Source organism: Bacillus pretiosus, assembly GCF_052947655.1.
The window spans coordinates 653,690-678,037 of the sequence record NZ_CM129593.1 but is presented as its reverse complement, the minus strand read 5'-3'; the positions used below and the strand labels follow the sequence as shown (position 1 = coordinate 678,037).

Annotated in this window: 25 protein-coding genes; 7 read left to right on the top strand and 18 right to left on the bottom strand. The window is 35.1% G+C overall.

Annotated features, from left to right (window positions below; genetic code table 11):
- Positions 1-10: 10 nt before the first annotated feature.
- Positions 11-1,786: an oligopeptide ABC transporter substrate-binding protein gene (opp4A, locus tag ACU8YW_RS03425; protein ID WP_098133815.1), complete on the top strand. Its 1,776-nt coding sequence runs from the start codon at positions 11-13 to the stop codon at positions 1,784-1,786.
- Between the two features lie 100 nt (positions 1,787-1,886).
- Here the strand turns inward: opp4A and ACU8YW_RS03420 are convergent, their stop codons facing one another.
- The 4 genes from ACU8YW_RS03420 to ACU8YW_RS03405 form a co-directional block, all read right to left on the bottom strand.
- A complete protein-coding gene (locus ACU8YW_RS03420) occupies positions 1,887-2,012 on the bottom strand; it encodes a DUF4027 family protein (protein WP_082181333.1) in 126 nt (41 codons plus the stop codon).
- A 211-nt stretch (positions 2,013-2,223) separates the two neighbouring features.
- On the bottom strand, positions 2,224-2,646 hold the full coding sequence (locus tag ACU8YW_RS03415) for a universal stress protein (protein ID WP_000277996.1): 423 nt from the start codon (positions 2,644-2,646) through the stop codon (positions 2,224-2,226).
- Between the two features lie 65 nt (positions 2,647-2,711).
- Positions 2,712-4,163, bottom strand: coding sequence for a SulP family inorganic anion transporter (locus ACU8YW_RS03410; RefSeq protein ID WP_088061873.1), 1,452 nt, complete (start codon positions 4,161-4,163; stop codon positions 2,712-2,714).
- Between the two features lie 157 nt (positions 4,164-4,320).
- Positions 4,321-5,568 (bottom strand): ArsR family transcriptional regulator, encoded by a 1,248-nt coding sequence (locus ACU8YW_RS03405; RefSeq protein WP_106383439.1) that lies wholly within the window; start codon positions 5,566-5,568, stop codon positions 4,321-4,323.
- Positions 5,569-5,742: 174 nt separating this feature from the next.
- Between ACU8YW_RS03405 and ACU8YW_RS03400 the strand changes: the two genes are divergently transcribed.
- Positions 5,743-6,420 carry a response regulator transcription factor gene (locus ACU8YW_RS03400; RefSeq protein WP_426934364.1) on the top strand — a complete coding sequence of 226 codons (678 nt, stop codon included), beginning with the start codon at positions 5,743-5,745 and terminating at the stop codon, positions 6,418-6,420.
- A gap of 11 nt (positions 6,421-6,431) precedes the next feature.
- Positions 6,432-7,817: a sensor histidine kinase gene (locus ACU8YW_RS03395; protein ID WP_098133814.1), complete on the top strand. Its 1,386-nt coding sequence runs from the start codon at positions 6,432-6,434 to the stop codon at positions 7,815-7,817.
- Positions 7,818-7,836: 19 nt separating this feature from the next.
- Here the strand turns inward: ACU8YW_RS03395 and ACU8YW_RS03390 are convergent, their stop codons facing one another.
- Positions 7,837-8,358, bottom strand: coding sequence for a dihydrofolate reductase family protein (locus ACU8YW_RS03390; RefSeq protein ID WP_098857743.1), 522 nt, complete (start codon positions 8,356-8,358; stop codon positions 7,837-7,839).
- A 108-nt stretch (positions 8,359-8,466) separates the two neighbouring features.
- Here ACU8YW_RS03390 and ACU8YW_RS03385 point away from each other — a divergent pair, with 108 nt between their 5' ends.
- A complete protein-coding gene (locus ACU8YW_RS03385) occupies positions 8,467-9,408 on the top strand; it encodes a helix-turn-helix transcriptional regulator (protein ID WP_098849302.1) in 942 nt (313 codons plus the stop codon).
- Between the two features lie 50 nt (positions 9,409-9,458).
- Here the strand turns inward: ACU8YW_RS03385 and ACU8YW_RS03380 are convergent, their stop codons facing one another.
- The 13 genes from ACU8YW_RS03380 to ACU8YW_RS03320 all read right to left on the bottom strand — a co-directional run bounded on the left by ACU8YW_RS03380 (position 9,459) and on the right by ACU8YW_RS03320 (position 20,489).
- Positions 9,459-10,886, bottom strand: a complete 1,428-nt coding sequence (locus tag ACU8YW_RS03380) for a DUF4367 domain-containing protein (protein WP_097907400.1) — start codon at positions 10,884-10,886, stop codon at positions 9,459-9,461.
- A complete protein-coding gene (locus ACU8YW_RS03375; RefSeq protein WP_149214208.1) occupies positions 10,852-11,409 on the bottom strand; it encodes an RNA polymerase sigma factor in 558 nt (185 codons plus the stop codon). Before ACU8YW_RS03375 ends, ACU8YW_RS03380 begins: the two co-directional genes overlap by 35 nt.
- 185 nt (positions 11,410-11,594) lie before the next feature.
- Positions 11,595-11,741 carry a hypothetical protein gene (locus ACU8YW_RS03370; protein ID WP_426934363.1) on the bottom strand — a complete coding sequence of 49 codons (147 nt, stop codon included), beginning with the start codon at positions 11,739-11,741 and terminating at the stop codon, positions 11,595-11,597.
- Between the two features lie 11 nt (positions 11,742-11,752).
- On the bottom strand, positions 11,753-12,028 hold the full coding sequence (locus tag ACU8YW_RS03365) for an HIT family protein (protein WP_426934362.1): 276 nt from the start codon (positions 12,026-12,028) through the stop codon (positions 11,753-11,755).
- A 62-nt stretch (positions 12,029-12,090) separates the two neighbouring features.
- Positions 12,091-12,468 (bottom strand): OsmC family protein, encoded by a 378-nt coding sequence (locus tag ACU8YW_RS03360; RefSeq protein ID WP_149213922.1) that lies wholly within the window; start codon positions 12,466-12,468, stop codon positions 12,091-12,093.
- Positions 12,452-13,870, bottom strand: coding sequence for an amino acid permease (locus ACU8YW_RS03355; RefSeq protein ID WP_149213923.1), 1,419 nt, complete (start codon positions 13,868-13,870; stop codon positions 12,452-12,454). Before ACU8YW_RS03355 ends, ACU8YW_RS03360 begins: the two co-directional genes overlap by 17 nt.
- A 204-nt stretch (positions 13,871-14,074) precedes the next feature.
- Entirely contained in the window at positions 14,075-14,719 is a 645-nt protein-coding gene (locus ACU8YW_RS03350) for an amino acid ABC transporter permease (protein WP_048541720.1), read from the bottom strand.
- Positions 14,720-15,376 (bottom strand): amino acid ABC transporter permease, encoded by a 657-nt coding sequence (locus ACU8YW_RS03345; protein ID WP_048541718.1) that lies wholly within the window; start codon positions 15,374-15,376, stop codon positions 14,720-14,722. It abuts the gene before it with no gap.
- A gap of 100 nt (positions 15,377-15,476) precedes the next feature.
- Entirely contained in the window at positions 15,477-16,307 is an 831-nt protein-coding gene (gene glnH / locus ACU8YW_RS03340) for a glutamine ABC transporter substrate-binding protein GlnH (protein ID WP_000916483.1), read from the bottom strand.
- Between the two features lie 12 nt (positions 16,308-16,319).
- The gene (locus ACU8YW_RS03335; protein ID WP_048541716.1) at positions 16,320-17,051 is read right to left on the bottom strand and encodes an amino acid ABC transporter ATP-binding protein; all 732 of its coding nucleotides are present in this window, start codon (positions 17,049-17,051) and stop codon (positions 16,320-16,322) included.
- A gap of 136 nt (positions 17,052-17,187) precedes the next feature.
- Entirely contained in the window at positions 17,188-18,648 is a 1,461-nt protein-coding gene (locus tag ACU8YW_RS03330) for an alanine/glycine:cation symporter family protein (RefSeq protein ID WP_000387178.1), read from the bottom strand.
- 159 nt (positions 18,649-18,807) lie between these two features.
- A complete protein-coding gene (locus ACU8YW_RS03325; RefSeq protein WP_088061850.1) occupies positions 18,808-19,779 on the bottom strand; it encodes a phosphotransferase enzyme family protein in 972 nt (323 codons plus the stop codon).
- A gap of 23 nt (positions 19,780-19,802) precedes the next feature.
- On the bottom strand, positions 19,803-20,489 hold the full coding sequence (locus tag ACU8YW_RS03320; protein WP_088061848.1) for a CPBP family intramembrane glutamic endopeptidase: 687 nt from the start codon (positions 20,487-20,489) through the stop codon (positions 19,803-19,805).
- A gap of 148 nt (positions 20,490-20,637) precedes the next feature.
- On the opposite strand from ACU8YW_RS03320, the gene gerKA reads away from it, so the two are divergent.
- The 3 genes from gerKA to gerKC are packed head-to-tail and all read left to right on the top strand — an operon-like array spanning position 20,638 to position 24,332.
- Complete coding sequence (gerKA, locus tag ACU8YW_RS03315; protein ID WP_088061847.1) at positions 20,638-22,140, top strand: spore germination protein GerKA; 1,503 nt, start codon at positions 20,638-20,640, stop codon at positions 22,138-22,140.
- The gene (locus ACU8YW_RS03310) at positions 22,121-23,227 is read left to right on the top strand and encodes a GerAB/ArcD/ProY family transporter (RefSeq protein ID WP_060487006.1); all 1,107 of its coding nucleotides are present in this window, start codon (positions 22,121-22,123) and stop codon (positions 23,225-23,227) included. The genes gerKA and ACU8YW_RS03310 overlap by 20 nt, the downstream gene beginning before the upstream one ends.
- Entirely contained in the window at positions 23,208-24,332 is a 1,125-nt protein-coding gene (gerKC, locus tag ACU8YW_RS03305) for a spore germination protein GerKC (RefSeq protein ID WP_000474009.1), read from the top strand. Before ACU8YW_RS03310 ends, gerKC begins: the two co-directional genes overlap by 20 nt.
- The last annotated feature ends 16 nt before the right edge of the window (positions 24,333-24,348 follow it).

The following is a 24,348-nucleotide window of genomic DNA, read 5'->3' as shown; positions in this document are numbered from 1 at the left end:
GGTGGAAGAAATGACAAATAAGCCAAAGTTTTTCAAAGTATTAAGTACACTTGCAGTTTCAACATTACTACTTTCAGCATGTGGGGGCAGTGGTGGTAGTGAAAAAACGAGCAGCACAAAAAAAGTAGATACAAATAAATTTAGTGCATCTGTTAAAAATGATAAAAAGGAAATTAAAGATGGTTCATTAACATATGGTCTTGTTTCTAACACACCATTTGAAGGACTTTTGAACTTCGCTGTATATGAAGGAGATCCTGATAACCAGGTCATTACAATTTTTGATGAATCTTTATTATCAAATGACGAAAACTGGGAATACACGAATGATGGTGCTGCTACATATGAAATTTCTAAAGATAAAAAGACAATTACACTAAAAATTAAAGATAATGTAAAATGGCATGATGGAAACCCTGTTACTGCTGAGGATTTAGAATACTCTTATCTAGTAATTGGTAGCAAACAATATGCTGGTTCTCGCTATGACACTCAAATGCAAATGATTGAAGGTATGGAAGATTACCACAATGGAAAAGCTGAAAAAATTTCAGGTATCAAGGTAACGGACCCAAAAACAATTTCGATTACGTTTAAAGAACCGAATCCTTCAGTGAAAACTGGACTTTGGGCATATCCTCTTCATAAGAAATACTTAGGAGATGTACCAATCGATAAATTAGCAGAGTCTGATAAAATCCGTAAAAACCCAATTGGTTTCGGACCTTTTAAAGTGAAGAAAATTACTCCTGGAGAATCCGTTGAATTTGAACGTTTTGATGACTATTATGGCGGAAAACCAAAGCTGAAAAGCATGGTTTTAAAAGTTGTTAACCCTTCCGTTGTTAACGCGTCCTTAAAAAATGGTGATATTGACATTGCTGAAGTAAGTGCAGATCAGTATCCAAATGTAAGTAAATTAAAAAATGCACAATTAGTCGGTAAAACCGATTTATACTATAGCTATATCGGCTTTAAGTTAGGCCATATGGATAAAGAAAAAGAAGAAGTAGTGATGGATAAGGAGAAATTTAAAGATGTTCGTGTACGTCAAGCAATGGCTTATGCTATTGATAGAAAAGAAATTGGTGAAAAATTATATCATGGCCTACGTTATCCAGCTAACTCACCAATCCCACCATCTCTACCAAAATATCATAACAATAAAGTTGGTGCCTATGATAAAGATGTAGAAAAAGCTAAAAAGTTATTAGATGAAGCTGGCTATAAAGATACGAACGGAGATGGATTCCGTGAAGATCCGAATGGTAAAGAATTTAAAGCTAATTTCTTATCAATGAGTGGTAGCGATGTAAGTGAACCACTTGCAAAATTCTTTATTCAATCTTGGAAAGACATCGGCCTAAAAGTAGAACTTCTTGATGGTCGCTTACACGAATTCAACTCCTTCTACGATATGATTAAAAAAGATGATCCAAAAGTTGATCTTTTCGCTGCCGCTTGGGGAACTGCATCTGATCCAGATCCTTCTGGTATTTGGGCTAAAGATGCGGCGTTCAATTACCCACGTTGGGCTACTGAAAAAAACACAGAATTATTAAAACAAGGTATTTCTCCAGAAGCTGCTGATGAAAAGTACCGTAAAGATGTATACGATAAATGGCAAAAATTAGTTCATGATGAAGTACCATTAATTCCACTTCATTATAAATTTGATTTAAAAGGTGTAAATAATCGCGTAAAAGATTATAAATATACACCAGAAGATCAATACAAATGGGGTAAAGTTAGCGTAACAAGCGATAAAGCAGAAACAGAGAAATAAGAAAATAGCTCCTAGCACTGAGGTACATGCTAGGAGCTATTTTTTATTTATAACCCTTCTCTCGCTATTAATAACAACCAATTCCTTTCCTACTGTAAGATTAAAAGATTTGATGAATCATCTTTATTACAACAGCTAACGTAACAGATGCAGCAAATCCTCCTAAACAAATTAAGCTTACCCCTTGACTGTATGATAAATTTTGAAATGATTTCATTGCTTCCATCCTCCCTATCTCCCCTTTGATACTCTTATTTTACCAATGGGAAAATTTTCATAACATCGATTTTACTAACAACTAACTTACAAATTTGTAAGTTAATAATTTCCCTTTAAACTTATATATCTAGTATGTCCAAGCTCTCTCCCTTTATACGTCAAAAAAGACCTCGAATTATATCAAGGTCTTGCTTACACTACAAAATATCTCATTCAATTTACTTTATAATCATCACCGGGCATTTTACACGCTTTGCTATTTTATGACTGACACTACCAAGTACCATCTCTTGCAATGTATTTAACCCTCTACTGCCAGCGATAACGAGATCTATATCCCCTGTATTTACATATTGAACAATCGTATCTCCTGGATCGCCATGTAATATCGTAATTTTATAAGAAATGTTCTCTTTCTTTAATAAACCTTCAATCTCTTTTAATTTATCTTTTCGACTAGCCGATATTGTTTCTAAATCTGTTTGACCTTGTATAATATCTGATTTTGCCGTTCTATTATCTACTACGTACACAACTTCAACATTTGTTTCTTCGCTACATTTCGCAATATATGTTGCATGTTCCGCTGCTCGAAGTGCATGTTCAGAACCGTCACATGCTAATATAATTTGTTTGTACATATGCTGAATCCCCTTTTCGTTATCCTACCCGTATTATATAATAAAGCCCCCTAAAAAGGAGGCTTCTAACTTGCGATTCTTTTATTATAAGTAGCTAAATTTGAAATAATTTTCGAGCTTCGTTCATTTAATCCCGTTATACTTACTTTCACGTCACTTTGTTCATACTTCATGATAACTTTATCAATTGCGGCTACTGCTGAATCATCCCATACGTGTGCGTGAGTAAAATTCAACTCAATTTCTTTTACATCTTCCTCAAATGTAAAATTATTTATAAAGTCTGCTGTAGATGCAAAGAAAAGTTGACCATGAATTTCGTATATTTTCTTATTTTCAATATATAAATGTTTCACGTGAATCTTTGCCATATTGAATGCAAATAAAACCGCACTAATTACTGTTCCGATAATTACACCTAATGCTAAATTATGTGTAATTAAGACAATCACAACTGTTACGATCATAACAAATGCGTTTCCTTTTGGTACTTTATGAATCGTTGTTACAGAGTTCCAATCAAATGTTCCAATTGAAACCATAATCATAACTGCAACTAAAGCTGCCATCGGAATATGAACGACATAATCACCTAAAACGAACAGTAATACGATTAGAAATCCACCCGCTACAAATGTTGATAAACGACCTCGTCCACCTGATTTAATATTAATAACAGATTGTCCAATCATTGCACATCCTGCCATTCCTCCGAAGAAACCAGCGACAATGTTTGCGATACCTTGACCACGTGCCTCTTTATGTTTATTACTTTCCGTATGCGTCATATCATCTAAAACTGAAGCTGTTAATAAAGACTCTAGTAAACCGATAATTGCAAGCATAACTGCGTACGGTAAAATAATCCCTAATGTCTCAAGTGTAAAAGGCACGTCAGGCATGCTAAAGAACGGTAATTCTTTCGGCAAGCTTCCCATATCCCCTACTGTTTTTAACTGTAATCCGCTCATAAGTGCAATACTTGTCACAATAATAATGGAAATAAGTGTAGACGGTACAGCTGTCGTAATACGTGGAAATACATATATAATTACAAGTCCTAATGCGACAAGTGCATACATTTGCCAAGTTGCATTTTTAAAATGTGGCAATTGCGCTGTAAAAACTAAAATTCCAAGTGAATTTAAAAAACCACTCATAACAGATTTAGGAACAAACTTCATAAATGAGCTCAGTTTGAACACGCCAAAAATAATTTGGACAATACCGGTTAATATTGTTGTAGCAAATAAGTATTGCAAACCATGATCCTTAACGAGCGTGACCATTAATAATGCCATTGCACCTGTTGCAGCTGAAATCATCCCAGTTCGTCCGCCAACAAATGAAATGGTAACTGCAATACAAAAGGCTGCGTATAACCCAACGGTCGGGTCCACGCCTGCAATAACTGAGAAAGCAATCGCTTCAGGAATTAACGCTAAAGCAACGACAATTCCCGATAGCACGTCTCCTCTCACATTGGAGAACCAGTCATTTTTTATCGTTTGAAACAAAATACCACTCCTCTACTCTTTTATCATTTGATTTTCTCCATAAGAAAATCTCGGCCGACTGCACGAAGGATATTATATAACGAGTAGAGAGATTTTTGCTATGTAAAAGTTTCCTAAAGAAAAAGACGCTACCTTAGCAGCGCCTTTACTCACTTTATTAATGTCCACCGTGCCCTTGACCACTTTCTTGAACAATCTCTAGCCTCTCATCCAATATACCTTGTGTTTCAAATGAAATATCACTCGTACTTCCTAATAAGAAGCCGTGGTTATATGGTCCAAGCGTTGGGTCATCTTTAAACTTCGGCTGAATACTAGCAAGGAAGTCATACACTGGTTGTGAAGCTTTCCCTTCTTCTAACAATACAATAGGTGCGTGTTTACCCATATGTGAAAATGGTGCTCCTGCAACTGCTAAATCTGGTGTTTTGCTTGAAACAAATGATAAACCGTGACCTGGTTTTGTGAACCCCCAGCCAAATTTCGTTTTTTCATCTTTAAACTTCGCAAATGCAACCGAATTTTCTGTTGGAGTCTCCCCACTAATACGCGTTACTTTCCCGTATTTACTTAACTCTTTTTCTACTGCTTTTGAAATAATTTTTTCTGGTCCTAATACATATATATTCGCTTTATCTTTTCTCATTTTTAATGCCTCTATCGTCGCCTCTGGCACCTTATCTTTTTCTGTATATAAAAGCGGTTCTGGCATATGAGAAATCCAGTTTACAGCTGGTGTTGTGTATAAACGCCCTTCTTCTTCAGACGAACCGATAATAACACTATTTGGATAACTTCCTGTTATATCAGCATATTCTTTATCCACATCTTTAGCAAATATAGCTGGATCAGTTTCTTTTATTTGCTTTACTTTATATGCTTTTAATTGCTCAAGGATAGATGGACCTACATCCCCCATCACCATAATTTGTGTTCCATCTTTCGTTCCGAGCGGATTTAATCGTTTTATTTCTTTTAACGTCATTTCGGGTACCTTTTCTTTTTCTATAAATAAAATTGGACCGTTATTCGGATGGTGAATAAGATCCGCACTCGCAATACCTAATTGCCACTCGTTTACTGGCACTAAAATAACAGCGCCTGGCTGATTCTCTTTATGCGTTGCTGGCCATATCGTTTGCGAAGTTACTACTGCCATTTGCAAAGGATCGTTTGTGTTTAATCTCGTTACATTTTTTAAACTTGTCGTTAATAAATCATTCGATGCACCTTCGTTCATTTCTTTCGGCGCAGCTACCTCCTGATTCATTTTCATTTCCGTTTGCTCTGTTTTTTTCTCTTCTTTAGATTCATGGTTTTTATGATCCGTGTTCGTTTGTCCACATGCAGCAAGACCAACTGCTGTAATTATTGTTATCCCAAAGATTCGGGTCATCTTTTTCACTATACCGCCTCCATATGAATCGTTTTCGAGCCAATATGATTACCTAAAATGGAATTTCAACTTTACAATAACAAGCAATTCTGAAGAAATTATGCAGATGCATGATAATCTGCACCATTTCTTCATGATTTTGACTTACAATTTAAGTAATAACTACAAATGCGGAGGTACTCTATGGTCGATATACTACTCGTAGATGATGAGCCGAGAATGCTTGAATTATTAACGCTTTATCTTACTCCAATCGGATATAACTGCGTATGTGCAGTGTCCGGGGAAGAAGCTATTTCACATATAGAAAATCGAAATTTCAAATTTGTTTTACTCGATATTATGATGCCAAAGATGGATGGATGGGAAACGTGCAAAAAAATTCGATCCTTTAGTAACGTTCCTATCATTATGGTAACGGCTCGTGATCAAACGGTAGATGTCATCCAAGGGTTAAAACTTGGAGCGGATGATTACGTAACGAAACCTTTCCATGAAGAAGAGCTTTTCGCAAGAATTGAAGCTGTTTTAAGGCGAACGAATCAACACGCGCAAATCCAATATCACGGCATTTTATGGGATGAGGCAAAGCATTTCGTTTCTGTCTATAATGAAGAACTTCTTCTCACTCCAATCGAATTCTCTTTACTCGGGTTATTTTTACGTCATGTGAACTACGTATTAAGCCGCGATCAGCTCATTGAACGAATTTGGGGACTAAATACAAATACAGAAGATAGAACAGTCGATTCACATATTCGTAATTTGCGTGATAAATTACGAAAAGTAAATTTCCCTATTGATCATCATTTAAAAACTGTTTACGGAGTCGGGTATCGATGGGTTGATACTCTAGATTAAGGAGCAAAACGATGAAGCGAATATCTATTCAACTCGGATTTTATTTTTTAATTGTTACACTTTTAATTGAAAGTGTTCTATTTGTCTTGCTTTATTATAGCCTTGTCAACAATAGAGTAAATGAAGAAATGACAGCTTTATTAAAGCGTGGAAATAGTCACCGAGATGTCCTTGAAAAGTATTTTGATAAGCAAACAATCTCCCATGTTGCCCTAATGGAATCTGAAGCCGAAACCACTGTCGTTATTACAAATGCCAATAAGGATGTGCTAGCTAAATCCAACGAAATAACTACTACGATAAAAAAGCATATTGAAAAGATGCAAACACGGACAGATCATGACGGAGCAATTATAGAGAATCATTGGAAAACATCTAATTATATATGTACAGTTAGCCCCATTATAGTGGCAGGAAAAACGGAAGGCTACGTATATATGTTTCTCGGAACGGAATCAATCGAGGAAATGGTTAACGGACTAACAAGACAATTCATTATTGCCGGAGTCATTACGTTTCTATTAACAGCCATCACCATCTTTCTCTTATCACGGTTGTTAACAAAACCATTGTTACACATGAAACATGCCACTGAAAAAATGAGTAAAGGCGATTTATCTGTTTCATTAACGACTACTCGAAATGATGAAATTGGTGAACTAACCTCATCTATTCAAACGCTTGCTAATGATTTACATTATATGAAAACAGAGCGAAGTGAATTTCTAGCAAGTGTTGCTCATGAATTACGAACACCGCTAACATACGTAAGAGGTTATGCTGACATTGCTTTAAAGGAAAACACATCTTCTGAGCAACGTTTGCGATATTTATCTATTATAAAAGATGAGTCTGATTATATTACGAACTTAGTTCAAGATTTATTTTCACTTGCACAAATGGAACAACATAACTTTTCTATTCAAGTAAAGGAAGTATATTTACACACCTTCCTTACTCGCATAGCCGAAAAAGTAAATGCCATGTATAAAGAAAGATACATTAAAGTTTCTTTCTCTTGTCCTCCTACACTGCTAATAAACTTAGATGAACAGCGATTTGAACAAGTTGTGGTAAACATTTTAAATAACGCTTATAGACATTCACAAGAGCATTCTCATATAAATATTTCTGTTACAGAAGAACATAAACGTATTTCCATTACAATTGAAGATGAAGGCGAAGGTATTCCGCCTGAAGACCTCCCTCACATTTTCGACCGTTTTTATCGAGTTGATAAAGCAAGATCACGAGCTACAGGCGGAACTGGTTTAGGACTATCTATCGTGAAAGAAATTGTAGAACTACACGGCGGGAATATTACTGTAACAAGCGAAGTCGATCATGGGTCTTGCTTTATTATTTCATTGCCATCTATACAAAAACACGACTATTGATGGTAGTCGTGTTTCTTTATCATTTTACTTTATAATATAAATTTACAAATTGCCCAAAACGTTTCGTATCCGTTAAAGTTAAATTAATTTCTGGATTCTTGTCTTGAAATAACGGAACTCCAGAACCTAATATATGCGGTGTAATCGTAACAACATATTCATCAATTAAATTATTCTTAAAGAATTCTCTTAGTAGACTCCCTCCACCGACCATCCATATTTTAGATCCTTCTTGCTCTTTCAACCTTTTCGTAAACTCCACTACATCTTCATTTACAAACTCCACGTGTTCGTTTGAACCTTTTTCTGAGTTAGAGAAAACAAAACATTTTTTATCTAAATACGGGAATGGTTCTATATGCTCTACTACATAATCGTACGTTCTTTTTCCCATAATTATTGTATCAATCGTTTCATACATTTCTGTATAACCGTTATCTCCCTCTCCTTCCGTTTCCATTAACCACTCTAAATCATCATTTTCTTTCGCAATATATCCATCCAAACTAGCGGCTATAAATAAAACAATTTCACGTGACATCTCTTTTCCTCCTTACAACGTATATTGATAAAATGACCTTATACACACTATACTAACCTTAAAACATGACAATTCATGTCATGTTAAAAAAAGAAACGAGTGAGATAGTTGTCAAAAGCAAAACGTTTACTAGACATTCTTATATTCGCTTCTGCGAAAAGAACATTTACAGCTCAGGAAATAGCTGATGAATTTAACATTTCTGTTCGTACTGTCCATAGATATATTTTAGATTTAAGTGATATGGGATTACCCCTTTACGCAGAACAAGGTCGTAACGGAGGATATAAAGTATTAACGAATAGAGTCATTCCGCCTATTTTATTTACCGAAGAAGAAGCAGTATCCATCTTTTTTGCTTTTCAATCTTTAAGTTACTATCGAGACTTGCCTTTTAACACAGAAATCAATTCTGTTACACATAAACTGTATAGCTCTCTACAGCATGATGCGAAAGCGAAAGTTAATAAAATACGTTCTTATATCGCGTTTTGGAATCCGAAGAGAACAATTAATACACCTCTTTTAAACGAAGTACTAACTGCGGCTATTGAAAATAAAAATTTACACTTTCAATACGAATCTAAATCGGGGATAAAAATAAAACATGTTCATCCTATCGGTGTATACGCTCATGATGGTCTATGGTACTTACCATCCTATGACTTCAGCAGAAAAAAAGTATTACTGTATCGCGTTGATCGTATTCTTTCTATATTATCAACAGAAGAAAATGAAGATACGTTCATGAATTTAGAAGAATGGTTCGACTCGAGCTCTAACGTAGTACACACTCCTACCCAGTTACATGTCTCATTAACAGCAGAAGGTGTGCGCCAATGTAAAAGCGTTCCTTACCTTGAAGAATTCGTAGTAGTAAACGAAGACCAGACAGGATATATACATTCAACAATTGATAAAGGAGAAATCAATTTTATTACCCCTTTGTTTTATAGACTTGGAAAAGATGCACAAGTTTTAGAACCGAAAGAATTGATAGACGGTTTACGTATGCGCGCGAAAGAAATTTTACATATGTATGAAGACTGAAAAAGCTGCTATATATAAGCAGCTTTTTAGTCTAATTATTCCTATTATGTTTACGATTGACGAATGTCAAACCACCAACGATTTTTCGAATTCATATTCTCAGTTCCACTAAAACCACTGTAATGGAAAGCATCCAGGAAGATTGAATCTAGTTTATCCTCATCTACAAAATAACCTAATTTAACTTTTACCGTTTTTCCTGGTCGGATACTGCCAATATTATAAAAGCTTTTCCCATCTCCGTGAGGCTCTAAATAATCAACTTCTCCCGTCATAATACGCGTTGCGTCCATTCCCTCTTCTTTCGCGTATTTCCATGCATTCCCTTCAAATTTAAGCTGCTTTATGGATGGATGCATATAGATTTCTTCTGTCGCCTGTTTACCTATATTTTTCACTGTTGTTGTCAGGTAGACAAATTTAACATTAACTAATTTTGAATCTACTAATGTATCAATTGAATCTTTACCATTCCCTAATTTATATACATCCCGTCTGTACGATAGCAATTTTCCCGTGTGATCTAAAGCCTTCTTCTTGCTTAATATCCCTAAGCCAAATTCATTAAAGTTCTCTTGTTTAAAATCTTTAATTGAATCAAAGACTTCAACTTTTTCTATCATATATTCAATTTGGCTGTTATCCATAGATATCGTTACTGGAACCTTTTGTCCTATGTGAAATAGTCGTTTACTATCTTTTTTCAAAGGAATCACCTTATTTTTTTTAGGTTCATCCGCTTCGCTAAAATACTTTTTATCATAATCTGTTATATGTGCTGCCTTTTCTTTTGACGTAGGCTCAAGTGAAATGTTCCCTAACACATCCATCATTTGTTCTTCATTTACATCTGATCCAATAAAACTTTCTAACATAATCCCTTCTTTCTCAAAAAAGAGAAAGACCTTCCTATCAAACATTACATTGTTGTTTCCAGTTTCTTTATGAACAATTACTGCTTTCTTGCCACTTATCTCTTTTTCTTCGTAGCTTTTTGAATATAAAGTTTGAAAGTCCGCATTTTCCCCTACTCTCCAAAGAGCAAATGAAAAGCCTCCATTTGCGTCGTTATCTTTAAATGAATATTTCATTGCAGAGTCATCAATTGCTTCCATATTTTCTGGTAATTTATCGATTTTCAGCTTATACCACTTATCATCCTTTTTCGAGTCCTTATTTGTTACTGAAACATTTACTTCATAATTTTGTTTTTGAACGATCATATTATAGACTTTTACTGCACCAAAAACTGTTGTCGGCATACCAATCAATAAACAAGCAGCAGCGATTAACATGCGATGTTTTTTACGCTTTTTCTGTGGTTTCTCGTCTTTCAGCTTCATTTCCTCCATAAACAATTTCTTTTTGCGCGTATATGTATGTGAAAATTCATGTTGTTCTTCGAGTTTATCAAAATCATCTAAAGCAATTTTTTCAGCAAGTTCATATATTTCTTTGGAGTTCTTTGAATTCGTCATGTTGTATACCTCCTATCATATTTTGGACTCGTTTTCGAGCGCGTTCAAACTGCTTGCGGGCATTACCCTCGGTTATTCCCATAACACTTGAAATCTCTTGATACGTTAAGTTATAGAAGACTTTATACTTAAACACCTGTCTGTTAGATTCACTTAATTCTGTTAGCAATGTATCAATTTGAACCTCAGACATTTTACGTTTTTCCCACTCTTCAATATTTTCGTCTACTGCTTCGATTGATTCTCTTTCATATTCTTCTAAAAATGTTTCATGTCGTTTATTTTTCCGGTAACTATCGATCGCCTTGTTTTTCGCGATCCTCAAAATGTAGCGTTTAAGCTCTTCAGTGCTCAAGCTATGGAGCTTTTCCAAGTTTTTATAAAGAGTAATAAACGTCTCTTGAACCGCATCTTCAGCCTGCTGAATATTATTTAAAATAGAATACGCTACATAATAAATTTTTTGTTCGTACAACTCGTATAGCTCTTCCATCTTTTCATAATCGTTGTTTGTGACTTTCATATAATTCCTCCTCTCACTCTATATAACGAATGGGCGATATACTTTGTGACACTACAAAATTCCTTTATAGATAAAATTTAATAATAGAATAAACAAAAGCCCAATTTCTCTATTTTAACTGAGAAATTGGGCTTTTGTTTATGTTTATTAGAATTTTACTGACTGTTCCCTTAAGAAAATCCCTCTTACGCCTTTTCAGTAAACAGCATTTGCTCTATCGCTTCTTGTAACAAATGCTTTGTCTCTTCCAAGTTATAATTCTTCTTTTCTCCTAGTTGTACCGTATAAAACTCGGCAAACGAGCGCTCTTTATATCTCGGTACGACATGCATATGATAATGCGTTAACTCATTAAAGATTCCACCATTTTGACAAATTGTAACGCCATCTGGTTTATATAATAGCTTAATCGCTTTTGCAATAAACTTGGAAGATCCATAATCGATTTCGCTACAATATCATCCAATTCGTCCACTTCTACAACATGCTGCTTTGGCACAATTAAAGTATGACCTGGATAAAAAGGTTCATGATCTAAAAAACATGTTACATAGTCATCTTCATATATTTTATATATAATTTCTTGTTCGTTGGCTAATTTACATCCTAAACATTCCATTACACTTTCTCCTCTCTCTAAAACATAAAAACGTGAGAGCCGTATTCTCACGTTTTTATGTTTCACTTTATTAGTTCAATTGTTTCCGTAACTTTTATACTATCTTTTACCGATTGAACAATCGTGCAATTTTTCACTGCAAGTTGTAGTGCCTTGTCCAATTGCTCTTCTGTAACGTTTTGTGCTTTAATTTTATAGTGCAAATGAACACTTTCAACTGGTTTTGATAAAGCTTCACTTCTACCAATTTCCGTTTCGATTGTAAACGTATCGTATGTAATACGTTTCTTTTCTAAAATTGTTTGAAAGACAATTGCACTACATCCTGCGATAGAAGAAACGAGTAATTGTAACGGTGAATACCCATTTTCTTTTCCAATTGCTAATGGACCATACGATAAATCTGCCTCTATACCATCATGCTTAATTTTTATTTTCATACTTCGCTTCCATCTCCACTTTCATCGGTTTCTTCCGTCTCTTACTCATATAATAATATATATAGCAGAAAATGATAAATGGAATACCACAGTATAACGCCATTCTTTGTTCTGGAATAAACGCTAAACTAATAACAACGATGCTATTTGTAATTAAAGCTAAAATAGGAACAATTGGATATAACGGTGTTCTATACTTTAAGTCCTCTAACTTTCCTCCGCCTTTTATATACTGACTTCTAAAGCGAAGTTGCGATAAAGCAATAATGATCCAACTTGAAACAGCTGATAAACCAGCTATAGATAATAAGTACATGTATACTGTATCTTCTGCAAGGAAACTTGTGAATAAAGACAGGCCAGCTACTGCAATCGTTACAACCAGTGCTGTAATTGGAATACCACGCTTATTTACTTTCTGGAACGATGTTGGTGCCATTCCTTCATTTGCAAGTGACCATAATATACGAGTTGCTGCATATAATCCTGAATTCGCTACAGATAGTAACGCTGTAATAATAACGAAGTTCATAATATCAGCTGCGTATGGAATACCGATTTTATCAAATACGACTACGAATGGACTTTCAATTACCCCTGCTTCTTTCCAAGAAATTAATCCTACTAAAATCGTCATTGTTAAAATGAAGAATAACATAATGCGCCATACTGTATTACGAATTGCACGTGGAATTGTTTTTTCTGGGTTTTCACTTTCTCCCGCTGCAATCCCGATTAACTCTGTTCCTTGGAATGAGAAGTTAACCGTAATCATTGTAAGTAATACGGCAGCTAGTCCATTCGGGAATAATCCACCATCGCTTACAAAGTTAGAGAAAAGAGGTGCTGCTTCTTTTCCGTCATATGATATAAACCCTAATAATGCACCACCACCAAGAACAACAAACGCAAGAATTGTCACTACTTTAATACTAGAGAACCAGAATTCTAATTCAGCATAACTTTTCGCCGAAATTGCGTTTGACGCATATAGAATAACGCCGAATACGAGACACCATACCCAAACATCAACATTCGGAAACCATCTTTTCATCATTAAACCGATTGACGTTAATTCTAGTCCTACTGTCACTGCCCAGCCAAGCCAATATAGCCAGCCAATCATAAAGCCCGTTCCTGGCCCAATAAACTTCGTCGCATACTTTTGGAAAGAACCTGAAACCGGCATTGCTACCGTTAACTCTCCAAGACAAAGCATTGTTAAATACATAATAAATCCGCCCACTAAATATGAAAGGATGGCTCCCCCTGGTCCAGCCTGATTAATGGTATAACCTGAACCTAAGAAAAAACCAGTCCCGATTACACCACCTAGTGCGATCATAAATAAATGTCTACTCTTCATCGTACGATGTAATTTCTCATTCGTTGATTGCTGCATCTAAATCCTCCCCCTACCGATACCCCTATATCTTGTTAAAATTTTCTGATAATAAAAATATACACGAAAGCGATTACAATTTCTATATAAAATTAAAACTTTTCTGATAAAACAATATAAAAAATCGAATTATCGCGAGATTTAGATTATAATTAAAGGAAAATAAGGAGAAACAAGGAAAAACCTTTACATATATTGTAAAGGTTAACGGATTTCTAATCTTCTCGATAAAATTGATAAACTATAATTTATGATAAAGTACATACAAGCTACTACTATAAACGTTGGAATCATATAATTCACATTCTGTCCGCTAATAATTTGAGCATTATGCATAAGCTCTGGCAGTGATATAACAACTGCTAATGATGTATCTTTCAGCAATGAAATAAACTGACTAACAAGCGGCGGGACCATTCTTCTTAATGCTTGTGGTAAAATAATGTGCCAAAGCGCTTGAACATACGTTAATCCTGAAGATCTTGCAGCCTCAATCTGTCCTTTTTCAATAGATAATAAACCACTTCGAACAATTTCAGATATCATTGCTGCTTCAAATATTGTTAAAGCAACAATTGTAGCTGTTATAATTTCTAATTTCAAGCCTGCTTCTGGAAGTGCAAAATACGTGAAAAATATAATTAAAAGTAGTGGTAAATTTCGAATTACTTCAACGATAATTCCTAATACTTGTGAGACGATAGGTATTTTCATATACCGCAATATCCCTATTACACTACCAATAATAAAGCTAAGTACAATCGCTACGAGCGCTACCTCTAGCGTTATAAGTAATCCTTTTAATAAAAACAGAATATGATCTCCTGTAATTGCTCCCTTAAAATCCATTTACACCGCCTCCTTTGCTAAGCGTTTTTCTAAATAACGCACTAGCATACTGAGCGGAATTGTTAATATTAAATAAAACATCCCGACAAATATATAGACGTCGAACGTAACCAATGTCTTCGTTGAAATTAAGTCTCCTTGATACATTAAATCCGTACCAGCGATAATTCCGAGTATGGAAGAGTTTTTTACTAAATTGAGAAATTGATTTCCTAGAGGAGGAATTACGATTTTCATCGCTTGGGGTAAAACGATATGGTACATTGCTTGCGTATAAGTCAATCCTGAGGAACGTGCTGCTTCCATTTGACCTTTTGCGACTGATAAAATACCAGCGCGAATAACTTCCGCAATAAACGCTGCCGTATATACGGTAAGCGTAACTGTTCCTGCTACAAACCCATTTAAAGTAATTCCTATTACAGGTAAAGCAAAATAGAATATAAATGCAATTAATACAAGTGGAATATTTCTTACAAACTCCACAAAAGCTGATCCTATCCAATTTAAAATACGAATAGGTGCAATACGCATTACAGCCAAAATTACTCCTAAAATAAAGCTTCCTATTAATGCAATTACACTAGACATAACTGTATACTTAAAGCCTTCTAAATACATATCAATGTTATTCGTTAATATAGAAAAATCAGGCACATATTCTCCCCTCTTTCTTTACAAGAAGAGGATGAGCATCCCTCATCCTCTCACTGTTACTATTCACTAGAAATAAAGCCCCACTAATTAAAGTTTCACTTTACTTCTCTTGTTTTTGTCCAATCCATTTTTCATACAATTTATCGTATTCCCCATTCGCTTTCATATCTTTTAGTAAGCTATTAATCTCTTTCGTCAAATCATCTGCACCTTTTTGCACTGCAATTCCGTACGGTTCATCCGTAAAAATTTTCCCTACAACTTCATAATTTGAATCTTGTTTTGCCATGCCGTAAAGAATTGCATTATCTGTCGTTAAAACATCGCCTTTCCCCGCTTTTAACGCCGTAAATGCCTCACTGTAATTTTCAAATTCTAATACAGTCGCTTCTGGTGACTTTTGACGAATATTATTTGTAGACGTTGAACCTTTTACAGCTAACACTTTCACACCCTTTTTCACATCATCAATACTTTTAATATCGCTCCCTTTTTTCACAAGTAACGATTGCCCCGCTTTAAAATATACATCTGAAAAATCCACTTCTTTTTTACGTTCTTCTGTAATTGTCATTGTTGCGATAATTGCATCAATATCACCGTTTTTCAATAGTGGAATACGCGTTTTAGATGTTACTTCTTTTAATTCTAGTTTCTTTTCATCTCCGAGAATTTTTTTCGCAAGTGCTTTCGCGACATCAACATCAAATCCTTCTACCTGCCCAGTGGAAGGATTTTTTAATCCAAATAAGTTCGTATCATTCTTCACCCCAACTACTAGTTTCCCGCGCTTTTTAATTTGCTCAACAGCCCCACCTTGCTTCGTATTCGTTTCTTTCGCCTCATCTTTTTTACTTCCGCATCCGGCAACGACAAGTACGAATAAACATGAGAATACGATTAACGTAAACAGCTTTTTCATTTTAAGCATGAAATTCCTCCTTTAATGATTTAACACTCGGCTTAAAAATAGACGAGCTCTTTCCTGTTCAGGATTTGCAAAAAATTGTGTTGGTGTCGTATCTTCAATAATTTGACCATCATCCATAAATAAGATCCGATCTGCTACTTCTCGCGCAAATCCCATTTCATGCGTGACAACAACCATTGTCATTCCTTCTTTAGCTAGCGTTTTCATAACATCAAGTACTTCCCCAATCATCTCCGGATCAAGAGCAGACGTAGGCTCATCGAATAGCATAATTTCCGGCTGCATTGCCAATCCCCTAGCAATCGCTACCCTTTGCTGTTGTCCTCCGGATAATTGATGCGGGTATACACTAGCCTTCTCCGGAATTCCTACTTTCTCTAAATAAAACATCGCTGTTTGCTCAGCTTCCTCTTTTGAAACTTTATTTACTTTAATCGGTGCTAGTGTAATATTTTGAAGAACCGTTTTATGTGGATATAAATAAAAATGTTGAAAGACCATCCCAATATTCCGGCGTAATTCATTCATATCTGTTTTTGTATTGTGTACCTCCGTATTTTGTACAAGTAACTCTCCATCTGTAATTGTCTCTAGCTGATTTATACACCGAAGCAACGTGCTTTTTCCTGATCCTGAAGGACCAACAACTACTACCACTTCACCTTTTTTCACTTGCACATTAATATCTTTTAAAACTTGAAAGTTGCCATAATATTTATTTACATTACGAAACTCTATCAACATACTCTCCCCCTCCTTCCCCTAACAAAGCATGTACATTCTTTTTATATTCAAAAATAGGCAAAAAAATAACTTCCAGCCTCATTTTGTCCATAAAAAAAGCAAAGGGATTTCCCTTTGCTTCTTCATTTCTATTCTATTAAGATACTTCTTCTTTCTTATCTTTCCCGTATTCATGCTCCCAGAAATCAGCATTTTTAATTCCTAATGGCCCTGGATCGAATACCGGATCTTTTCCTTCTTTTTTCTGCTTTTCATAATCCTTTAATGCAACTAATGCAGGTTTTTGTAATAGTAAAATCGCAATGATATTTACCCATGCCATAATTCCTACACCGATGTCACCTAAAGCCCACGCCGTTGCTGCTGTTTTTATACAACCGTAGAATACAGCTCCTAAAAATACAAATTTTAGTACCATAGACAGCCAAGGACGGTCTTTATCACGATTTAAGTATGCGATATTCGTTTCTGCAATGTAGTAATACGCCATAATTGTTGTAAATGCAAAGAATAGTAACGAGATTGCAACGAAACCGTTTCCAAATCCAGGGAAAACAGATTCTACCGCAGCTTGTGTATATCCCGGTCCTGGCTGAGCACCATTTAATTTATTTACGATAAAGTTTTTTCCGCTTGCATCAAATACGTTATACATGCCTGTAATAATCATCATAAATGCTGTTGCTGAACAAACAAATAATGTATCAATGTAAACGGAAAATGCTTGCACTAAACCTTGTTTAGCTGGATGTGATACTTCCGCAGCTGCTGCTGCATGTGGTCCAGTTCCTTGCCCTGCTTCATTGGAATAAATACCACGTTTTACTCCCCAAGAAATTGCTAAACCGATAATACCACCGAAAGCCGCCTCTAATGCAAAAGCACTTCTTATAATTAACATAAATGCTTCTGGCAACTTTTCAATATTCATAGCAACAATAACGCAAGCTACTAAAATATAACCTACTGCCATAAACGGTACGACAACTTGTGCCACGTTAACAATTCGCTTTACTCCACCGAAGATGATAAGAGCTAATACAACAACTAATAAAGCCCCTGATACGGTAGTGTTAATTCCAAAAGCTGTTTCTAAACTTACAGCAATACTATTTGCTTGCACACCTGGTAGTAAAAGCCCTGTTGCAAGAATTGTCGCTGCAACGAATACTAATGCATACCATTTCACACCTAAACCTTTTTCAATGTAATAAGCAGGTCCACCACGAAACTGCCCTTGATGTTTCGTCTTATATATTTGTGCTAATGTAGATTCTACATAAGCTGATCCTGCTCCTAAAAAGGCCACTGCCCACATCCAAAATACAGCTCCTGGTCCACCGAATGCAACCGCTGTTGCTACCCCAGCTATATTCCCTGTCCCAACGCGCCCTGATAACGAAAGTGCTAACGCTTGGAATGAAGAAACACCAGCCTCTGATTTTTCACCTTGAAATGTCAGCTTCACCATTTCGCCTACATGCCTTACTTGTAAAAACCTCGTTCGAATGGAAAAATATAAACCTACTCCTAAACATAAATAAACAAGTGCTGGACTCCAAACAATATTATTTAACCAATTTACGAAAGCTTCCAACATTCCCCCTCCTCCTTTATAAAGAATATTCAGAATATATATAAAATTATAAGTGTATACCGAATCTATAACAATATTATTTTAATAAAACAAACATATTTTTGTATAAAAAAACAAAGCATACATTTATTCTGTATACTTTGTTTTCACAAAAATGTATTATATATTCACAATTGCTTCTCTTTTTATAATTCTTTCATATAGCTCTTCTGATAATTCTCGGAAGTTATCTGGCATATCTTTCCCCTTAAACTTCTTTTGAAGTGTACCGTATAAACCAACATCACGTAGACGTAAAAACAACGGTAACGATTCGTACCAACTATCCGCTAGTCTGTGCTCATACTCATAGCCTTTTCGTAACACTTGTAGCTGTTTACGAGCAAAGTCTGTCTTCTCTTCCGCTGTCCACGGTGTAAATAGAACAGAGTAATAGAGAACCATCGCTAAATCATGTATAAAGTAATTATAAGCCGCATCATCAAAATCAAAGATTGTTAGCTCTTTACCATCATAATGAAAATTACCGGGATGGATATCACCGTGCATAAGGCCGAACGTTTCTCTTTCGATTGGAAGAGCCTTTATTTCATCCATTAATACCGCTGCAATCTTTTTCACTTGATCATCTTCTAATTCATTAACAATCCCACTTTCGTCTTCTTCCCACGTATCACGATAGTCTGTTTTAGGATAGTTCATTGTTAGGCGATGCAGTTGGCCAATCGCTTTTCCCCATGCTTCAAAGTAAGTCTCTCCCCAATAAGGAGATTCTTCTCCTTTTACTTGCTCACCTTTTGCATATGTAAATAAGGAAGCGAAAAAGAAAGTTTCATCCTCTGCTCTAATTTCTTCTACAAGATTTTGAGACGTTGAATAAAGAGGTCCTGCTACCTTTGCCCCATTCTCCGCCACATATCGTAAAAAATCTAGTTCAGCTTCGACTCCCTTTTTAGAACGATGAGAAGAGTGAGTTAAACGTAATACGTAATCTTCACCACGATCGCCCTTCGCCTTAAAAATATAATTTTCAAAATCTCCAAGTGGCTTCTCTTCCACTGTTACATGAAACAAACTCGCTGCTCTTTTTAAAACCTCTTTTGTAAAAACACGTTCTACAGCTATTTCCATATGTATCCCTCCTATATATCTTCTTAATTCGACACAAATGTTAAAAGTACTGCTATGAAATTAAATAGTGCGTGGGCAATTATAGCTGATAAAATAGAATTTGTTTTCTCATATAACCACGCAAATACTACTCCACTTAAAAAATTCACTGGTAATGTGTTATATGTTGGAATATGAACAACGGTAAATATTATAGAACTTATAAGCACTCCATCCCATATACCATATCTATCACGAAAAAATGTATAAAAAACACCTCGATATAAAATCTCTTCATAAATTGGTGATATAACTGCTGCTCCAATTACCGCGATACAGAACGAATATATTGATTTATTATTTTGGACCGTCTCCGTTTTACTATTTTCAAAAGAAATACCCATTTTCTCCATTATCATTAATACAGCAACACTAACTACAATTAAGGTAATCAATGCTATAACTGTCCATAAAAAATCTTTCCATGAAAGCTTTCGGATTCCAATATCTTTCCAAGATAGTTGATATCTTTTTATACAAAAAAGATAAACTACAGTAGTAAATATCACTGCCATTATAAATCCCATTAATACTCCGGCATATAATGAGTTCCCTATTATTTTTAAAGCATAGTTATAAAAAAGAGATTCAACTGTTACTGGGACAATTAGAAATACGAAAACTAATAAATATAAAATTTCTTTCCATCCCCACATATTTTTCAAAATCATATACACCATCCCTCTACTCCGTATTTCCTTAAGTATAAAAGATGACGTAACGTAACTTTCAAGATTTTCCCCAAATAATCCAAGCATAAATTTCTCACAAAAAGCAAAAATTAACAGGAGTGACTTTATTCTAATAGAGGTGGAAATTATGACTGAACAGGAAAATTCACAACAAAATAATAGCAAAAAGCATATGTTTCCATCACTTCCGGAAAATATTAATTACATTGAAAATAAGCTCTGTCACTCAGATGATATAAAAAAATTAGATGTCCCTTTTCAAAACGGAAAAGGAACGATCATATATATTGAATCTTTAGCAGATCCAAATCTAATTCATCAATTAGCTCTTGAGCCATTATTAACGCGGTCGGATTTATCTTTAGATAAAGCTTTTTCTACGTTAAATATGAAAAAAGAAACGAATTTAAATTATGGGATACAACTTTTATTACAAGGTAAATCATTATATTTTCATGAACATGTCGTTAGTTTTTGTATTTTCGAAACAGCTTTATCTTTAAAGAGAGATATAGCAGAGCCTGATAATGAAGGGGTTGTGCGCGGTCCACATACTGGTTTTGTAGAGGACCTAGCAACTAATTTAACCTCTATTCGTAAACTCATTAAGAGTTCAAATTTAGTTGTTAAGTATTTTACAATTGGTGAAGAAATGCACACGAAAGTAGCAATTGCTTATATGCAAAATATAGCGAATGACGATTTAGTTACAGAAGTGAAAAGAAGATTAGAAACGATTAAAACGGATGCACTTATGCCACCAGGATACATACAAGAATTTATAGAGGATACGTCTTTCTCGCCATTTCCGCAGCAATTAAATACAGAGCGTCCAGATAGAGTCGCAGCAAATTTAATGGAAGGACGAGTTGCTATTTTATCTGACGGAGATCCAACAGTGCTCATCGTACCTGTTACGTTATTCGCTTTTTATCAATCACCAGATGATTATAATAACCGCTGGATTGTCGGTTCTTTTATCCGAATGATTCGCTTAGTAAGTTTTTTAATTGCCTTTCTCTTGCCAGCTTTTTATATTGCAACTGTCGCTTTTCATCCCGATGTGTTGCCGCTCGAACTTGTGTATACAATTAAAGCTTCATTAGAGAAAGTACCGCTTCCTCCTATTTTTGAAGCTCTCTTAATGGAATTAATCTTTGAATTGTTACGAGAAGCTGGTATTCGCTTGCCGAGCCGCGTTGGACAAACAATCGGTATTGTAGGTGGTTTAGTAATTGGTGATGCAATTGTAAAAGCTGGACTTGTTTCTTACACAATGATTATCGTTGTAGCTTTAACTGCAATTTCATCTTTTCTCGTTCCATCAAACGATATGAGTTCAGCAGTTCGAATTCTTCGTTTTCCATTAATGCTCCTTGCTGCTATATTTGGATATATTGGAATATCATTCGGTCTAATTATAACTTTCGTTCACTTATGTCAGCTTCATTCTTTTCATACACCATATCTTTCTCCTGTTGCCCCGATGCGGATTAAAGATATGAAAGATTCTTTCGTAAGACTACCAATTTGGTCATTTTGGGAACGACCACATGATCCAAAACCGAAAAAAATGCAACGACAACATGTAACGAGAGAGGATGAGGACGGTGACAAACACGCAAAGTAAAATCTCGCTAGTTCAATTTACCTTTTTCGTTATTCAATGCCAAATCGGAGTTGGTATACTTTCTCTCCCTAACCGTCTTCACCCAATTGCTAAAGGTGGTGGATGGATTTCTGCACTCATCGCTGGACTTGCAATTCAACTTATCATTTTACTTATGTGGCTTTTCTTAAAACGATTTCCTGATGCAGATATGTATGAAAGTGTTTGTATGCTATTTGGTAATAAGTTTGGAAAACTATTAGGTTTTGCTTATGTTTTTTATTTTACCCTTATCGGTATGACGGTTATGTTGAATGTTTGTAATGTCGTTAAAGTTTGGATATTACAAGCAACTCCGTGGTATGCCATTCTTATGTTATTTACAATAGCTTGTTGTTATGTAGCTTATAATACGTTTAAAGTCATGGTACGATTTTATGTCATGGCCTCTATTCTCATTTTACCTATGGCGCTTTTAATTGCCCTAGGGCTTTCCCGAGCTGATTTTTCTTATATTTTTCCCATTACAGAGGCTGGATGGTGGAATATTATTCAAGCATCGAAAGAAACAATTACAGCCATGTATGGTTTTGAAATTATTCTTATCGCTTTCCCAAAAGTAAATGGGAATTCTGTGGCAAAACTGAAGGCCATTTCTATCGCTAATGGATTTGTAACTCTTTTTTATACTTTTACTGTTTGGATTTGCTTTATCGTATTTAGTCCAAAACAAATTGAACTTATCCCAGAGCCAGTTGCTTACTTATTACGCTCCTTGCATATCGGGATTATAGACCGGACTGATTTACTATTCATTCCAATATGGATGATAACAGTTGTGGCTTCTATTGCGAGTTATTATTGCGCTGCTTCAATCGGAATTAGACATATCTTCAATCTTGCTAATCATAAAAAGGCTGTTCCAATCGTTGGTATTATTGCTTTTAGTGTAGCCCTATTTATAGATACACCTGAAGAATTAAAAGTAATTGCAACTTTCACTGATAAGTTCACCTATATTTTCATCGTTGTCCTCCCTCTTTTATTTCTACTCTATTCAGTAATAAGAAAGAAGAAAGGAGAACAGTATGTTCAAAAAAAGATTTAAATTACTTTTTATATTATGTACTAGTTCCCTCCTTTCTGGCTGTTGGGATCAAGAACCATTAAGGGAAGCAAGGTTAGCTTATAGTATTGGATCTGATATTACGGAAGAGAATAAACTCCAGCAAACAATCGAGCTCGTAAAAAGTTCGAGCGGAGAGCAATCTTCATTCGAAAATGAAATACATTCAGCAACCGGGCATAACATAAGGGATACAAGCGATGCCCTAAAAAAAAATGTGACTGGGAATATTCGCTATTTCAAATATGGTGTTCAATTACTAGGAACCAAAATTCTAAAAAAAGGTATACTACCCTATTTAGATGTCAGCTTTCGTGACCCAACAAACCCAACTGCTTTAGTAAAACTTATTGCAGTAGATGGTGAAACGTCCGAGATACTCGAAAAAAAGAAAGTAGGAAATTTACTAATTGGAGATTTTCTAAAGAAAAAAGTGAAAAGCTTAGAAGATATGAGTGTATTTCCAAAAGAAACTTTAGAAACAGCTGCTACAAAAATGTTAGATCCCGGGAAAGATTTCACCCTCCCGTCTATAAAAATAAAAGGAAAAGAAGTAATTACAAACGGGTTAGCTTTATTTAATAATGATAAATTAACTGGGCATTTACCTTTGAAACATTCTGTTTTATTCGTGTTATTAACCGGAAAAATGGGAACAAGTGCCCGTATAACCCAAAAACTTACTAGCGATGAATCAGAGAAGACATCTGATTATTTAACAATGGAAATTAGCAATCGAAAGTTAAAACGAGACTTAAAAATAACAACGGATAAAAAAGGAAATGTTTATGCTCACATTAAGCTTCAATTAAAAGTTATAGCGCTTGAAGCTCCGAGAGATAATCTTTACAAAATGGATGAAAGAGCCAAACTAAACAAAGAATTGTCTAAACAGCTTACGAAAGAAGCTAAAAAGATAACGAAAAAGTTACAAAAAGCAAATTGTGATGCTTTCGGTATTGGAAGACATCTTATCGCTTATCACCCTGACTTATGGAAGAAAAAAAATTGGAATAAAGATTATGCAAAAGTAAAATTTAAGCCTGAGGTAGAGGTAAGCATTTTGTATAGCGGTGTCTTAAAATAAAAGGTTGTATGCCACG

Coding starts and splice junctions, on each gene's coding strand:
- opp4A (WP_098133815.1), top strand. CDS start 11: ATGACAAATAAGCCAAAGTTTTTCAAAGTATTAAGTACACTTGCAGTT.
- ACU8YW_RS03420 (WP_082181333.1), bottom strand. CDS start 2,012: ATGGAAGCAATGAAATCATTTCAAAATTTATCATACAGTCAAGGGGTA.
- ACU8YW_RS03415 (WP_000277996.1), bottom strand. CDS start 2,646: ATGTACAAACAAATTATATTAGCATGTGACGGTTCTGAACATGCACTT.
- ACU8YW_RS03400 (WP_426934364.1), top strand. CDS start 5,743: ATGGTCGATATACTACTCGTAGATGATGAGCCGAGAATGCTTGAATTA.
- ACU8YW_RS03395 (WP_098133814.1), top strand. CDS start 6,432: ATGAAGCGAATATCTATTCAACTCGGATTTTATTTTTTAATTGTTACA.
- ACU8YW_RS03390 (WP_098857743.1), bottom strand. CDS start 8,358: ATGTCACGTGAAATTGTTTTATTTATAGCCGCTAGTTTGGATGGATAT.
- ACU8YW_RS03380 (WP_097907400.1), bottom strand. CDS start 10,886: ATGACGAATTCAAAGAACTCCAAAGAAATATATGAACTTGCTGAAAAA.
- ACU8YW_RS03375 (WP_149214208.1), bottom strand. CDS start 11,409: ATGAAAGTCACAAACAACGATTATGAAAAGATGGAAGAGCTATACGAG.
- ACU8YW_RS03370 (WP_426934363.1), bottom strand. CDS start 11,741: ATGCATGTCGTACCGAGATATAAAGAGCGCTCGTTTGCCGAGTTTTAT.
- ACU8YW_RS03365 (WP_426934362.1), bottom strand. CDS start 12,028: ATGGAATGTTTAGGATGTAAATTAGCCAACGAACAAGAAATTATATAT.
- ACU8YW_RS03360 (WP_149213922.1), bottom strand. CDS start 12,468: ATGAAAATAAAAATTAAGCATGATGGTATAGAGGCAGATTTATCGTAT.
- ACU8YW_RS03355 (WP_149213923.1), bottom strand. CDS start 13,870: ATGCAGCAATCAACGAATGAGAAATTACATCGTACGATGAAGAGTAGA.
- ACU8YW_RS03350 (WP_048541720.1), bottom strand. CDS start 14,719: ATGGATTTTAAGGGAGCAATTACAGGAGATCATATTCTGTTTTTATTA.
- glnH (WP_000916483.1), bottom strand. CDS start 16,307: ATGCTTAAAATGAAAAAGCTGTTTACGTTAATCGTATTCTCATGTTTA.
- ACU8YW_RS03335 (WP_048541716.1), bottom strand. CDS start 17,051: ATGTTGATAGAGTTTCGTAATGTAAATAAATATTATGGCAACTTTCAA.
- ACU8YW_RS03325 (WP_088061850.1), bottom strand. CDS start 19,779: ATGGAAATAGCTGTAGAACGTGTTTTTACAAAAGAGGTTTTAAAAAGA.
- ACU8YW_RS03320 (WP_088061848.1), bottom strand. CDS start 20,489: ATGATTTTGAAAAATATGTGGGGATGGAAAGAAATTTTATATTTATTA.
- gerKA (WP_088061847.1), top strand. CDS start 20,638: ATGACTGAACAGGAAAATTCACAACAAAATAATAGCAAAAAGCATATG.
- gerKC (WP_000474009.1), top strand. CDS start 23,208: ATGTTCAAAAAAAGATTTAAATTACTTTTTATATTATGTACTAGTTCC.